13 protein-coding genes are annotated in these 13,577 nt (G+C 68.2%); 6 read left to right on the forward strand and 7 right to left on the reverse strand.

Annotated features, from left to right (window positions below; genetic code table 11):
- Window positions 1–282: 282 nt before the first annotated feature.
- The 3 genes from DFO47_RS12670 to purM are packed head-to-tail and all read left to right on the forward strand — an operon-like array spanning window position 283 to window position 3,467.
- Complete coding sequence (locus DFO47_RS12670; protein WP_018760832.1) at window positions 283–597, forward strand: hypothetical protein; 315 nt, start codon at window positions 283–285, stop codon at window positions 595–597.
- A 57-nt stretch (window positions 598–654) separates the two neighbouring features.
- Window positions 655–2,325, forward strand: coding sequence for an amidophosphoribosyltransferase (purF, locus tag DFO47_RS12675; protein WP_133831857.1), 1,671 nt, complete (start codon window positions 655–657; stop codon window positions 2,323–2,325).
- Window positions 2,322–3,467: a phosphoribosylformylglycinamidine cyclo-ligase gene (gene purM / locus DFO47_RS12680; RefSeq protein ID WP_133831858.1), complete on the forward strand. Its 1,146-nt coding sequence runs from the start codon at window positions 2,322–2,324 to the stop codon at window positions 3,465–3,467. Before purF ends, purM begins: the two co-directional genes overlap by 4 nt.
- Before the next feature lie 50 nt (window positions 3,468–3,517).
- Here purM and DFO47_RS12685 read toward each other — a convergent pair whose 3' ends face one another.
- Entirely contained in the window at window positions 3,518–4,288 is a 771-nt protein-coding gene (locus DFO47_RS12685; RefSeq protein WP_133831859.1) for a VOC family protein, read from the reverse strand.
- 208 nt (window positions 4,289–4,496) lie between these two features.
- Window positions 4,497–4,730 (reverse strand): DUF3073 domain-containing protein, encoded by a 234-nt coding sequence (locus tag DFO47_RS12690; RefSeq protein ID WP_018760828.1) that lies wholly within the window; start codon window positions 4,728–4,730, stop codon window positions 4,497–4,499.
- 272 nt (window positions 4,731–5,002) lie between these two features.
- On the opposite strand from DFO47_RS12690, the gene DFO47_RS12695 reads away from it, so the two are divergent.
- A complete protein-coding gene (locus DFO47_RS12695) occupies window positions 5,003–5,680 on the forward strand; it encodes a septum formation family protein (RefSeq protein ID WP_133831860.1) in 678 nt (225 codons plus the stop codon).
- A gap of 45 nt (window positions 5,681–5,725) precedes the next feature.
- Here DFO47_RS12695 and clpB read toward each other — a convergent pair whose 3' ends face one another.
- The 5 genes from clpB to DFO47_RS12720 all read right to left on the reverse strand — a co-directional run bounded on the left by clpB (window position 5,726) and on the right by DFO47_RS12720 (window position 11,746).
- Entirely contained in the window at window positions 5,726–8,368 is a 2,643-nt protein-coding gene (gene clpB, locus DFO47_RS12700; protein WP_133831861.1) for an ATP-dependent chaperone ClpB, read from the reverse strand.
- A 130-nt stretch (window positions 8,369–8,498) separates the two neighbouring features.
- On the reverse strand, window positions 8,499–9,611 hold the full coding sequence (locus DFO47_RS12705) for an ABC transporter ATP-binding protein (RefSeq protein ID WP_133831862.1): 1,113 nt from the start codon (window positions 9,609–9,611) through the stop codon (window positions 8,499–8,501).
- On the reverse strand, window positions 9,608–10,450 hold the full coding sequence (locus DFO47_RS12710; RefSeq protein WP_133831863.1) for an ABC transporter permease: 843 nt from the start codon (window positions 10,448–10,450) through the stop codon (window positions 9,608–9,610). Before DFO47_RS12710 ends, DFO47_RS12705 begins: the two co-directional genes overlap by 4 nt.
- 52 nt (window positions 10,451–10,502) lie before the next feature.
- Entirely contained in the window at window positions 10,503–11,339 is an 837-nt protein-coding gene (gene modA, locus DFO47_RS12715) for a molybdate ABC transporter substrate-binding protein (RefSeq protein WP_133831864.1), read from the reverse strand.
- Window positions 11,336–11,746: a TOBE domain-containing protein gene (locus DFO47_RS12720; RefSeq protein ID WP_109045578.1), complete on the reverse strand. Its 411-nt coding sequence runs from the start codon at window positions 11,744–11,746 to the stop codon at window positions 11,336–11,338. Before DFO47_RS12720 ends, modA begins: the two co-directional genes overlap by 4 nt.
- A 140-nt stretch (window positions 11,747–11,886) precedes the next feature.
- Here DFO47_RS12720 and DFO47_RS12725 point away from each other — a divergent pair, with 140 nt between their 5' ends.
- Window positions 11,887–12,756 carry a DUF4031 domain-containing protein gene (locus DFO47_RS12725; protein ID WP_133831865.1) on the forward strand — a complete coding sequence of 290 codons (870 nt, stop codon included), beginning with the start codon at window positions 11,887–11,889 and terminating at the stop codon, window positions 12,754–12,756.
- The gene (locus DFO47_RS12730) at window positions 12,753–13,574 is read left to right on the forward strand and encodes a 2-phosphosulfolactate phosphatase (RefSeq protein ID WP_109045576.1); all 822 of its coding nucleotides are present in this window, start codon (window positions 12,753–12,755) and stop codon (window positions 13,572–13,574) included. Before DFO47_RS12725 ends, DFO47_RS12730 begins: the two co-directional genes overlap by 4 nt.
- Window positions 13,575–13,577: the final 3 nt, after the last annotated feature.

Below are 13,577 nucleotides of genomic sequence, written 5' to 3' on the forward strand. Positions count from 1 at the left end.
CGGATCCGTGAGTCGGCACCAACTCCCAATCTAACTGACAGGCCCGGCCCGGGGACCACGGCGCCTCACCGTTCGAGGCGCAATGAGTTGCATAATAAACAACAGAATGCACATAGTGCCTACAGCAGAATATGGCAGCGACAAGACTCCATGTCAATAGATATATCAGTCACCGAGCAGTTGCCTACCAGTGTGCCACTCCCGCCTCTCCGGGCCGGGAGCGCCAGGCATCCCCAGACACCCGTTTCCCGGAGCAAAACAGTGGGCAGTAGGCTGGATGGCATGTCTTTTGAAGAAACCCCCGCCGAGCGGCGCGAGGTTACCGTCCGCCGGGCACCCAAGTACGTTCCCTTCCTGGTGGTCGGGGCGCTGCTGGGAGCCGTCGCTGCCGCGGTGGTGGCGTACGGGGTGCCGGGGGACACCACCTTCGACCCCGGGGCGGTGTTCGGTTTCTTCCTGGTGATGTTCGCGGCCGCAGGGGCCATCCTGGGCGCCGGGCTGGCGCTCGTGCTGGACCGCCGCAGCGTGAAGCGCCAGCAGCGGGCAGTGGTGGAAGCCGTGCCGGATTCCGAACCGGATACCGACCCCCAGGCCTAGCAGGTCACAATCGGGCAGCCGGAAAAGTCGTACCCCATATCGTGCGATAATCGATCAGTGGCACGCGGCGATGGAAAACTTTCCCATGATCTTCTCCCCGGCGAAAAAGGCCCGCAGGACGCTTGCGGCGTCTTCGGCGTTTGGGCACCAGGCGAAGAAGTAGCAAAACTTACCTATTACGGGCTGTATGCACTGCAGCACCGCGGTCAGGAGTCGGCTGGCATAGCCACCAGCGACGGCAAACGGATCAACGTCTACAAGGACATGGGACTCGTCTCCCAGGTCTTCGACGAGACCACCCTGAACACCCTGACGGGGCATCTGGCCGTGGGCCACTGCCGCTACTCCACCACCGGCGCCAGCCACTGGGCCAACGCGCAGCCCACCCTCGGAGCCACCTCCACCGGCACGGTTGCCCTGGCACACAACGGGAACCTGACCAACACCGCCGAGCTCAACGCCATGATCAACGAACGCAACGGCGGCCAGCTCACCGGCGAAATGAAGCAGGGCAACACCTCCGACACCGCCCTGGTCACCGCTTTGCTTGAAGGCGAGCCGGGCAAGACCCTCGAAGAAACCGCCACGGAACTCCTGCCCAAGATCAAGGGCGGCTTCTGCTTCGTCTTCATGGACGAAGGAACCCTCTACGCCGCACGCGACACCTACGGGATCCGTCCGCTGGTCCTCGGCCGGCTGGAGCGCGGCTGGGTGGTGGCCTCCGAACAGTCCGCCCTGGCCACCGTCGGCGCCAGCTTCATTCGGGAGATCGAGCCGGGCGAGTTCATTGCCATCGACGAGGACGGCGTGCGGTCCAAGCGGTTCGCGGAGCCGACGCCGGCCGGTTGCGTTTTCGAGTACGTCTACCTCGCCCGCCCGGACGCCGCCATCGCCGGCCGCTCCGTCTACGAGTCCCGCGTGGAGATGGGCCGCCAGCTGGCCCGGGAAAACACGCAGCAGGCGGACATCGTCATTCCCGTACCGGAATCCGGTACCCCCGCCGCCGTCGGCTACGCCGAGGAATCCGGCATCCCCTTTGCGCACGGTTTCGTCAAGAACTCCTACGTGGGCCGCACGTTCATCCAGCCGTCGCAGACCCTGCGCCAGCTCGGCATCCGCCTCAAGCTCAACGCCCTCGAGTCCGTGATCCGCGGCAAGCGGGTTGTGGTGGTGGATGACTCGATCGTCCGCGGCAACACCCAGCGCGCCATTGTGCGGATGCTCCGGGAAGCCGGCGCCGCAGCCGTCCACGTCAAAATCTCTTCCCCGCCGGTGCAGTGGCCTTGCTTCTACGGCATCGATTTCGCCTCACGCGCGGAACTCATCGCCAACGGCGCCACCATCGAGGAAATCTCCCAGGCCATCGGTGCGGACTCACTGGCCTACATCTCCGAGGACGGCATGATCGGGGCCACCCGGCAGCCCCGCGAACGGCTCTGCACCGCCTGCTTCACCGGCAAATACCCCATCAAGCTGCCGGACGCCGACAAGCTGGGCAAGAACCTGCTGGAGCGCACCGACCTTGGCGGCCTCAAGCCGTCCCCGGCCGCGCTTCCCGGCGAGACGGCCGCCCTGGCCGTTGATGCCGCGGAGGACCCGGCTGAGAAAGCCGGCGCCACCGGCTGCGATCCCGGACCGGACGCCGAACTCGAAAACCTGCTGACCGAAGCCGACCTCGTGCCCGACGTACACGCCGCCACCAGCGCCGACAAGAAGGACTCCGTATGACTTCCGCCAACACCGCCGCAGAAAACTCCGGCATCACCTACGCCTCCGCCGGCGTGGACGTTGAAGCCGGGGACCGCGCCGTCGAGCTCATGAAGGATGCCGTCAAGGCAACCCACAACTCCTCGGTGATCGGCGGGGTGGGCGGCTTCGCCGGCCTCTATGACGTCTCCAGGCTCCTGACCTACAAGAAGCCGCTGCTGGCCACCTCCACGGACGGCGTCGGCACCAAGGTGGCCATCGCCCAGGCCATGGACATCCACGACACCATCGGCTTCGACCTGGTAGGCATGGTGGTGGACGACATCGTGGTGGTCGGCGCCGAGCCGCTGTACATGACCGACTACATCGCCTGCGGCAAGGTGGTCCCCGAACGCATCGCGGACATCGTGCGCGGCATCGCCGCGGCCTGCTCCGTGGCCGGAACCGCCCTGGTGGGCGGCGAAACGGCTGAGCACCCGGGCCTGTTGGGCGAACATGAATACGACGTCGCCGGCGCAGCCACCGGGGTCGTGGAAGCCGACGCCCTCCTTGGCCCGGACCGCGTCCGCGCCGGCGACGTAGTGATCGGCATGGCCTCCTCCGGCCTGCACTCCAACGGCTACTCGCTGGTCCGCCGCGTCATCAACCACGCCGGCTGGGCACTGGACCGCCAGGTATCCGAACTGGGACGCACGCTGGGCGAGGAACTCCTTGAACCCACCCGCGTCTACGCAGCCGACTGCCTGGACCTGGCCCGCACCTTCCCGGTCAGCGCCGGCGCCGCCGTCCACGGCTTCAGCCACGTCACCGGCGGCGGCCTGGCCGCCAACCTGGCCCGGGTCCTCCCGCAGGGCCTGGTGGCAACGGTGGACCGCGCCACCTGGGAACTGCCCGCGATCTTCAAGCTCGTGTCCGAACTGGGAAATGTCCCGCTGCCCGACCTCGAGCGCACCCTGAACCTCGGCGTGGGAATGGTGGCCATCGTGTCCCCCGACGCCGCCGACGCCGCAGTGGCGCGCCTGAACGACCGGGGCCTGCCGTCCTGGATCATGGGCGCGGTCACGGAGGACTCGGATTCCATTTCCAAGTCCGGCCCCGATTACGTCCAGGGCGCCAAGGGCGTGGATGGCGGCGCCGTCCGCATGGTCAACGCCTACGCCTAGAGCCACCAACCATTGGGGTCCCGCACCGCACGGTGGGGACCCCAATGGTCTCAACTGACCTGGATCAGGCTGAGGATGCCGCCCTGCGGGTCCCGGATGGTGGTCAGTGAACCGTCAGCGGCATGCTCGTCCGGTTCAACGATGATTTCTCCCCCGGCCTGGACCGTTGCCACCGCCGCAGCACGGACGTCCGCGGCGCCAAAGTAGACCTGCCAGGCTGCGTCCCCGCCTTCTTCGGCAGGAACGACGCCGGCCACCTCGGCACCGTCGACAAGCGGCGTACTGTAGCTGCCGCCGTCGTCCTGGGGATATTCGGTGACCTCGTGCCCGAACAGCTGCTGGAAGAAGCCGACCGCGGCCTGCGGCCCGGGCGTGGACAGTTCGGCCCAGGCCAGCGCCCCCGGCTCGTTGAAGAGATGGCTCCCGTAATGGGTTCCGGCCTGCCAGACCCCGGTGGTGCCGCCGCCGGGTGGGGCGAGGAACGCCAGCACGCCGGTAACGCCCACCTGCTCCGGCCCGAACTGGACGGTCCCGCCGGCAAAAGCGGCATCGTCAAGGACCGTGGTGGCGTCCGACGCCGCGAAATAGATGTTCCACCTGGCCGGCGTGCCGGGCGGCTGCAGGGGGCCCTGCGGCGCGATGGTGGCGACCAACCGGCCGTTCATGAAGGCCTGCGCGTAACTGCGGCCGTCCGGAGTAGGAAAGTCCTGGTAGGTCCAGCCGAACACCCTGGCGTAGAAGTCCTTGGCGGCGGCGACATCGGGGGTCTGCAAATCCGCCCAGCAGGGCTCGCCATTGGCGTAAGTCGTCCGAACAGTCATCCGGTCAGGGTACCAACGCGGGAAAGCCCGCTGCCACCGGGTATCCCGGAAAGCAGCGGGCTTCCTCATGTCAGCGGTCACCCGAAAACGGGTACTAAAAAGGAGGTCCCGTGCCATCCCAACGCTGCGGGAAGGCACCTGCGGAGCTTGTTAGCGCGTAGCTGCGGTACGGCCTGGAAAACCGGGGGCCACGGCGGCTTTACGACAACTAGCCGATGCGACGGCTGTCAACCTCGTCGTCATCGTCATCCAAATCATCCGCGTACTTATCCACATAAGCCGAATAGTCCGGCTCGACCGGTTCATTCGAGTAATGGCTCGTTGAACGACTGCCTGGGCCCGTCAGCTCACGCTGAAGTGCCGAGTAATCAGTGTTCGGGGAGTAGTACTTGATGTCCCGAGCCTGCTTGGTAGCTTTTGCCTTTTGACGGCCGCGCCCCATGGCGTGACCCCCTTTTGTACTTGGACCGGAGGTGGTCACCTTGGCGATCGGTGAGGCCCCGGAATGTTTGGTCAATTTGTCGTACACCTAGATTACATGCTTTCGGCTGCCCCTGCTTGCCGCCCAGGGCCCCGGGACGGGGCGTGGGGTACCATGATGCACTTCGAGCCGCAAGAACACGGGATTTTTCTTCGCTAGAGTCACTTAAGAAGTGGCTGTTTCGCCCGGCCGTTGGCGAGCCGCGGCACACAAACCCAGGAGGATGCGCACCCGTGAACCACCAGGACATCCCACCCAAGCCTGCCTCGCCGCCGCGCACCGGCAGCCTGCCGGCGGTCCCACGCGGGGGCAGCGGTTCGGCGCCCGCCCCGGAAGCTGTGACCTGGTCCCAGCGGGTCCCGGATCCCCCGCAGCGCCGGGCAGCCAACAGGGCCGCCTCCTGGAAGGTGTTCCTCATCGTCGTGATCGCGGCCGTCGCCGGTTCGCTGACATGGCTTGCCGTGTGGTTGAACTCATCCTCCGGCGCGGAGAAGTCCGCGGCCGACGCGCCCGGAATGCTGGAGACCACCGCCACCGCGCCGGCCACTCCCCAGCCGCTTCCACGCAACGGGGTGGCACCTGCCGCTTATGCGGTGGGCGACTGCTTCAAGGACTTCGATCCGGAAGCCCTGGCGTCCACCGTCGTCGCCTGCGATACCGGCCATTCGGCACAGCTGGTGGCAACATACCGCTACCCCGCCGGAGCCGCCTACCCGGGGGCTGATCCACTGAAAGCCAAGGCCCTGGAGGCATGCCAGGCGGCCACCCTCGGTCCGGCAGCCAACCAGTTCCACCTCAACTACCAGCGCAGCTTCCCCAGCAGCACCAGCTGGGATTCGGGCGACCGCCGGGTGGACTGCTACGTCACGGCCGATTCCGGCAACGTGATCACCGCCAGCGTGCTGCCCTGACGGTCCGTCCGTCCGGGCAGCACGCCTGGGGCGTGAGTTTGGCCGCTAGTCTTTCCGCCGAACGGACAAACCCGAGCTAGGGGCGCCTGTCAGCGTGTCCACCGCGCCCTCGGTCAGTTCGCCAAGGTCCGCCGCGGTATCAACCAGGACGGTGTCGCCGTCGCTGATATCCCCGGCCAGGATGGCCTTGGCCAGCCGGTCGCCGATCTCGCGCTGCACCAGCCGGCGCAGCGGGCGGGCACCGTACGCCGGATCGTAGCCGGACAGGGCCAGCCACGCCTTGGCGCCGTCGGTGACCTCGAGGGTGAGCCGGCGTTCGTAGAGGCGGCGACCCAGTTCGGCCACGTGCAACTCCACGATGTGCGCCAACTCCTCCACCGTGAGGGCGTCGAACAGGACCACTTCGTCGAGCCGGTTAAGGAACTCGGGCTTGAAGGACGCGTTGACGGTGGCCATGACGGCATGGCGCTTGGCTTCGGGGTCCAGGGTCTGGTCCACCAGGAACTGGCTGCCCAGGTTGGAGGTCAGCACCAGGATGACGTTCCGGAAATCCACGGTGCGGCCCTGGCCGTCGGTGAGGCGGCCGTCATCCAGCACCTGCAGGAGGATGTCGAACACCTCGGGGTGCGCCTTCTCCACCTCGTCCAGCAGCACTACGGAGTACGGGCGGCGGCGGACCGCCTCGGTGAGCTGTCCGCCTTCCTCGTAGCCGACGTAGCCCGGAGGCGCCCCGACCAGCCGGGCCACGCTGTGCTTCTCGCCGTACTCGGACATGTCGATGCGCACCATGGCGCGTTCGTCGTCGAACAGGAAGTCCGCCAAGGCCTTGGCGAGTTCGGTCTTGCCCACGCCGGTGGGGCCGAGGAACAGGAAGGAGCCGGTGGGGCGGTTGGGATCGCTGATTCCGGCGCGGGCGCGGCGGACGGCGTCGGAGACGGCAGCCACGGCCTTGGACTGGCCGATCAGCCGCCTGCCCAGCTCCTGCTCCATGTGGAGCAGCTTCTGGCTTTCGCCCTGCAGCATCCGGCCGGCGGGAATACCGGTCCAGGCCGAGATGACTTCGGCGATGTCCTCCGCCGTCACTTCCTCAGCCACCATCTGCGCCGGTTTGTCCGTCACGGCGGCCTCCGCCTCGGCAGCGGCGTTCAGCTCGCGTTCAAGCGCCGGAATTTCCCCGTACAGGATCCGCGAGGCGGTCTCCAGGTCGCCCTCGCGCTGGGCCTTGTCCGCTGCGGAGCGTAACTCGTCCAGCTTGGCCTTCAGGTCGCCCACCCGGTTGAGCCCTGCCTTCTCGGCCTCCCATCGCGCGTTCAGCGCCGAGAGTTCCTCTTCCTTGTCCGCCTTGTCGGCACGGAGCGCGGCGAGCCGTTCCACCGAAGCGGCATCGGTCTCGCCCTCCAGCGCAAGCTCCTCCATGGTGAGCCGGTCCACCTGGCGGCGCAGCTGGTCGATTTCCTCCGGAGCGGAGTCGATCTCCATGCGCAGCCGGGACGCGGCTTCGTCCACCAGGTCGATTGCCTTGTCCGGCAGCTGGCGGCCCGAAATGTAGCGGTTGGACAGGGTGGCCGCGGCCACCAGGGCGGAGTCCGCGATGGACACCTTGTGGTGCGCCTCGTAACGCTCCTTGAGGCCGCGAAGGATGCCAATGGTGTCCTCCACGCTGGGTTCGCCGACGTAGACCTGCTGGAAGCGGCGTTCCAGGGCGGCATCCTTTTCGATGTTTTCGCGGTATTCGTCCAGCGTGGTGGCGCCGATCAGGCGCAGCTCGCCACGGGCCAGCATGGGCTTGAGCATGTTGCCCGCATCCATGGAGGAATCGCCGGTAGCGCCGGCGCCCACCACCGTGTGGATCTCGTCGATGAAGGTGACGATCTGGCCGTCGGAGCCCTTGATCTCCTCAAGGACCGCCTTGAGCCGCTCCTCGAACTCACCACGGTACTTCGCCCCGGCCACCATGGACCCGAGGTCCAGGGAGATGAGCGTCTTGCCGCGCAGGCTTTCGGGGACATCGCCCGCCACCATCCGCTGGGCCAGCCCTTCCACCACTGCAGTCTTTCCGACGCCGGGTTCGCCGATCAGTACCGGGTTGTTCTTGGTCCGCCGGGACAAGACCTGGACCACGCGCCGGATCTCGGAGTCGCGGCCAATCACCGGGTCAAGCTTCCCGGCCCGGGCCATGGCAGTGAGGTCCGTTCCGTATTTTTCGAGCGCCTGGAAGGTGTTTTCGGGGTCGGGGCTGTCCACCTTGCGGTCCCCCCGGACCCCGGGCAAAGCCGCAAGGAGCGCCTCACGGGACGCGCCGGCGTCCCGGAGCAGCCGGGCGGCGGCGTCGTTGCCGGCCGAGAGGCCCAGCAGCAGCACCTCGGTGGACACGAAGCTGTCGCCCAGCCGGTCCGCTTCCTCTTTCGCGTTCTGGATGGCCTGCAGGGCGGGCCGGCTCAGCTGCGCCTGCTGGCTGGAGCCCCCCGACGTCGCGGGCAGGGCCTTGATGGCGCTGCTGGCCTGGACGCTGACGGCGTCGGGATCGGCACCGGTAGCGCGGAGGAGCGCGACGGCGACACCCTCCCGCTGGTCCATCAGCGCCTTGAGCAGGTGGGCCGGCTCCACTTGGGGGTTGCCGGCAGTGGAGGCATTCATTGCCGCAGCGGAAAGAGCCTCCTGGCTCTTGGTGGTGAATTTGACGTCCAAAGAGGGCTCCTTTCGGGGGCTTGATAACTAAGTTGAGTGTACTACGCTCAACTTTTTAGGACGAGGCTCTCAAGCCATGTTTGCCCACGGCGAAACCGCTGTCCAGAGCCGGAGGTCCCGCCACGCCGCGCTAGGTCCCGTAGACGGAAACTGCGGCCGCCTTGACTACGAAGTGCACGGCCAGCCCCGGCACCAGCCCGAGGTCCGCTGACGCGGCCGGCGTGATGTCGGCGGCCAGGCCTCCGGCCCGGACACGGATCTGGTCGCCGTGCGGCTCAAGGTCGCTGATGGTCACCGCGAAGGAATTGCGGGGGCTGCCGTGCGCGTCGGTGAGGAACACGGAAACGGCCGACGGCGGGAACACGGCCACCCCGGGGCTCCCGGACCCGGCCACCGGGGAAGGTTCGCCGGACCTGCCCGGCTTCCCGGGCGCCGCCTGCTGCCCGTCGGCTTCCGGATCCCCGCCATGGCCGGCGATCCGCAGGCCTTCCTCCGTGCGCACGGCGGCCCCGTCCAACGTTCCGGGGACGAAGTTCAGCCCGGCCAGGCCGGCCGCAAAGGAACTGCGCGGGCGTTCCAGCACCTCCCGGGTTGGGCCGTCCTCGGCAATCCTGCCGCCCTCCAGGATGACCACCCTGTCCGCGAGGATCAGCGCATCAAGGACATCATGGGTGACGATGATGGCCTGCCGCCCCGCGAGGACGCGCTTGAACAGGCGGCGCAACAACGGGGCTGAGTGGATGTCGAGGGCGGCGAGGGGCTCGTCCAGCAGGAGCAGCGCGGGATCCGCGGCAAGCGCGCGTGCCACGGCAACACGCTGGGCCTGGCCGCCGGAGAGCTCGGCGGGGCGGCGACCGGCCAGGGCTTCAGCTTCAACGTCAGCCAGCCAGCCCAGGGCACGCTGCCGGGCTTCCCGTTTGGGAATGCCGGCACTGCGGGGCCCAAAAGAGACATTGTCCACCGCGCTCAGGTGCGGAAAGAGCAGGGGTTCCTGGGCGAGCAGGGCGGTTCCGCGATGGTGCGGCGGCACCCAGGTGCGGTTGCCGCCGTCGAGGTCGAACAGGGTCTTTCCGTTGAGTTCCGCCCTGCCGCTGTCCGGCCGCAACAGCCCGGCAATACTGGAGAGCAGGGTGGACTTCCCGGCGCCGTTGGGCCCCATCACGGCGACGGTTTCACCGGGCCCCACCGTCAGGGACACGTCGAATCCACGCCCGGCCACGGCTGCCTGGAAGGACAACGTCACTTGCTGTTCCTTCCTGCCGGTACCGGCGTCGTCGGCCGTTTTCCTGCTCCGCTGCGCGCTGCGGGCCGGCGGTACGCGAGCGCCACCACCGCCACGGCGACGGCCACCAGCACCAGCGACAGGGCGACGGCCGCGTCCGGGTCTGTTTCCCGCTGCAGGTAGATTTCCAGCGGCAGGGTGCGGGTCACCCCCTGCAGGCTGCCTGCAAACGTCAGTGTGGCACCGAACTCACCCAGGCTGCGGGCGAACGAGAGGACAGCGCCTGAAGCGAGGCCGGGCAGGACCAGGGGAAGCGTGACCCGCCGGAAGACGGTGCCCGGGCGCGCGCCGAGGGTGGCGGCCACGGCCTCATAGCGGGAGCCTGAGGTGCGCACGGCACCCTCCAGGCTGACCACCAGGAAGGGCAGCGCCACGAACGTCTGGGCCAGGACCACGGCGGTGGTGGAGAAAGCAATCTGCAGGCCCAGCATGTCGAAGGCCCGCCCCACCAGGCCCTGGCGGCCGAACGTATAAAGCAGCGCGATGCCGCCCACCACGGGCGGAAGCACCAGCGGCAGGAGCACCAGCGAACGCAGCAGCCCCTGCAGCCGGAAAGAATCCCGGGCGAGGACCAGCGCCAACGGGACACCCAGCACAATGCACAGCAGCGTGCTGGCCGCGGAGGTCCGCAGACTCAGTCCCAGCGCCGTCAGGGACGCGTCCGAGGTCACGAGCGGAATGAACCGGGTCCAGTCCACCCGCAGCACCATGGCGAGCAGCGGGAGCAGCACGACGACGGCGGCAACAACAGCCAGTGCGCGGACCCAGCCGGGAACGCCGGAATAGCCTTGCCCCACCACTTTGGTACCTTCCGTGTATGCCTCCCTCAGCGAGGTCCGCTGAGGAAGACCGTTATTGTCCACCGGGTCCGAATCCCGCCCCGGCCAGGACCTTTTGCCCTTCCGCGCCGGTCACCAGCGCAATGAACGCCTGCGCGGCCGCCTTGTTCCGGCCACTGGCCACGCCGGCGATGGGGTAGGTATTCACGGCGCCCTGCGACTCAGGAAATTCGATGCCCGCCACCTTTGCGCCGGCCGCCCGGACATCCGTGCCGTACACCAAGCCCGCGTCGGCCTCCCCGGAGGCGACCTTGCCCAGAACGTCGGTGACGGCATTTTCCTCGCTGACGGGAGCCAGCGAAATCCCTGCCGTGCCCGCCACCTTTGCCGCCGCGGCCCCGCACGGGACCTGCTTGGCGCAGACCACCAGCTTGACGCCCGGCCGCGCCAGGTCCTTCAGCGCCGAAATGCCGGCCGGATTGCCCGGTGGAACCGCGATGGCCAGGGTGTTGGTGGCGAAGTTGCGGGGTGTGCCGTCGACCAGGCCGGCGTCCTGCAGCTTCTTCATGTGGGCCGTGTCCGCCGAGGCAAAGACGTCCGCGGGTGCGCCCTGGTTGATCTGGCTGGCAAGGTCCGAGGATCCCGCGAAGCTCAACGTGACTGTGGTTCCGGGGTTCCCTGCTTCGAAGGTGTGCGCCAGTTCGGTGAAGGTGGCCTTGAGGGAGGCTGCCGCGAAGACCGTGATGGTTCCTGTTGGCGCACCGGAGCCTGCGCCCGCAGCGGAAGTGGTGCCCGCGGCCGGTCCGCCTGCCGGCGCGCAGCCGGAGAGGACGGCCAGTAAGAGTACCGCCAGCGGGAGGACGGCAGCCCGGACGGTGGACCCGGCGGGGCGGACAGCTTGCCTGCTCATGCGGTGGCCCGGCCTTTCGGGGATTCGATGATGACTGTTGTTGCCTTGACCACGGCGGTGGCGACGGCACCGGGCTCCAGCCCAAGATCGCGCACGGCTTCGCTGCTCATGAGGGACACCACCCGGAAAGGCCCGCACTGCAGCTCCACCTGGGCCATGACCTTGTCGGCGACGACGTTCGTGACGAGGCCGACGAACCGGTTTCGGGCCGAACTGCCGCCGCGTTGCGGATCATCCGGGAGCTGGGCCAGCTTCCGGGCATGCGTGGCGAGCTCCAGCCCGTCGACGGCCAGCCGGCCGGACTCGTCGCGGAACGGCGTCAGTGTTCCGTGATCGGTCCACCGGCGGATGGTGTCGTCGCTCACGCCCAGGAATCGGGCGGCTTCTGAAACGCGGATAAGGGCCATGCGGCAATCCTAATCCGCAAATGCAACCGTCGGGACGTCTTTACTGCGCAAATGAGGAATGCGACTGGAGCGCCCGGCTGGCAGGAACTGGACCGCCGGGCCGCCAGGAGACCGCCCAGTGGCAGCACTAGACTCCTTCCATGGCCATCTACATCGACCCGCCATTGTGGCCTGCTCACGGTACGCACTTCTCCCACCTGGTGTCCGATACGTCGCTGGACGAGCTGCACGCGTTCGCTGCCGCAGCGGAAATCCCTGAGCGGGCGTTCGACGGCGACCACTACGACGTGCCGGAGCGCCGCTTCGATGAGCTGGTCGCGGCGGGGGCCGTCCCGGTCGAAGCCAGGCTCCTGGTCCGCAAGCTGATCGCCAGCGGACTGCGGATACCGGCACGCCGGCGGAACAAATCGCTGAAAGTTCCGCTGCTGAACCGCTGGGAAGCCATCATGCCCGGGCACGATGCCCTCTTCCTGGACCTGCTGGACCGCTGGAGCGAACCCCACCGCCACTACCATGGCTGCACCCACCTGCTCTCCGTCCTGGAAGCACTGGACCTGCTTACCGAGCCGGCCGGGGCACCACGGACCGTGCTGCTGGCAGCGTGGTTCCACGACGCCGTGTACCGGGGCACGGCGGGACAGGACGAGGAAGAATCCGCCCGGCTGGCCGAGGACCGGCTCACCGCGGCCGGCCTGCCGGAGGCGGACGTGGCAGAGGTGGTCCGGCTGGTCCTGGTGACATCGGACCACCGGCCCGAACCCGGTGACGACGACGGCGCCCTCCTGAGCGACGCGGACCTGTCCGTCCTGGGCGGGGAACCGGAGGAGTACGCCCGCTACGTCGCGGCCGTCAGGAAGGACTACGCGCACGTCGGTGACGCCGACTTCGCTGCCGGCCGGGCCGCCGTCGTGCGTCACCTGCTGGAACTGGACCCGCTCTTCCGCCACCGCCGCGCCAAGGAACTGTGGCTGGACGCCGCGCACCGCAACCTGAAAGGCGAACTGGCATGAACGCTCCCCGTTCCACGCCGCGGCACACGCACTCAGCGAACGCCGCGCACCGGCAGCTCCCGTTCGAGGTTCGGCTTGACTGGGGACTGAACGGCGCCAGGACCGTGGCCCCGGGTGCGGACATCGCGGTGGTGGTGGACGTCCTGTCCTTCAGCACCTGCGTCAGCGTGGCGCTGGACCGGAACGCGGAGGTCTTCCCCTTTCCGTGGCGCGATACCCGGGCCGAAGACTTCGCCGCCCATCACCACGCCCAGCTGGCAGGCCCCCGCGACGGCGGTGGGCTGAGCCTCTCCCCGGCAAGCCTGCGCAGCGCAGCAACGCTGGACCGGATTGTCCTGCCATCCCCCAACGGCTCTGAACTGTGCCACGAGCTGGCAGGAGAGGTTCCACTGGTGGCCGCAGTGTGCCTCCGCAACGCCGCGGCCACGGCGGACTGGGTTGCGGCCAACCTTCCCGGCGACGCGGTGGTGGCGGTGGTTGCGGCCGGCGAGCGGTGGCATGACCGTACCCTTCGGGCCGCCGTCGAAGACCAGATCGGGGCCGGGGCTTTCATCGCAGGGCTGGCGGCCGCCGGGAAGGGCGGCTACGAAGCCGGCGACGGCAGGCACGGCTATGCGCCGGAAGCCGTGGCGGCGATGGCCGTTTTCGAAGCCGCCGAGCCGCGGCTGCGCGAGGTGCTGTTACGGTGTTCCAGCGGCCGCGAACTGACAGGTGCCGGCTACACGGAGGACGTGGACATCGCGGCCGAACTGGACGACAGCGGGTCCGTGGCCATCCTGCGGGACGGGGCGTTCCGGCCCCTTCCGCCGGCGCACTGACCC

The organism is Arthrobacter sp. AG258, assembly GCF_004364695.1.
In the GTDB taxonomy this organism is placed as follows: Bacteria; Actinomycetota; Actinomycetes; order Actinomycetales; family Micrococcaceae; genus Arthrobacter.

Bases quoted from the DNA above. Each gene is read 5' to 3' on its own strand.
- DFO47_RS12725 (WP_133831865.1), top strand. From the start codon at position 11,887: ATGGCCATCTACATCGACCCGCCATTGTGGCCTGCTCACGGTACGCAC.
- DFO47_RS12730 (WP_109045576.1), top strand. From the start codon at position 12,753: ATGAACGCTCCCCGTTCCACGCCGCGGCACACGCACTCAGCGAACGCC.
- DFO47_RS12720 (WP_109045578.1), bottom strand. From the start codon at position 11,746: ATGGCCCTTATCCGCGTTTCAGAAGCCGCCCGATTCCTGGGCGTGAGC.
- DFO47_RS12685 (WP_133831859.1), bottom strand. From the start codon at position 4,288: ATGACTGTTCGGACGACTTACGCCAATGGCGAGCCCTGCTGGGCGGAT.
- DFO47_RS12670 (WP_018760832.1), top strand. From the start codon at position 283: ATGTCTTTTGAAGAAACCCCCGCCGAGCGGCGCGAGGTTACCGTCCGC.
- purM (WP_133831858.1), top strand. From the start codon at position 2,322: ATGACTTCCGCCAACACCGCCGCAGAAAACTCCGGCATCACCTACGCC.
- DFO47_RS12690 (WP_018760828.1), bottom strand. From the start codon at position 4,730: ATGGGGCGCGGCCGTCAAAAGGCAAAAGCTACCAAGCAGGCTCGGGAC.
- modA (WP_133831864.1), bottom strand. From the start codon at position 11,339: ATGAGCAGGCAAGCTGTCCGCCCCGCCGGGTCCACCGTCCGGGCTGCC.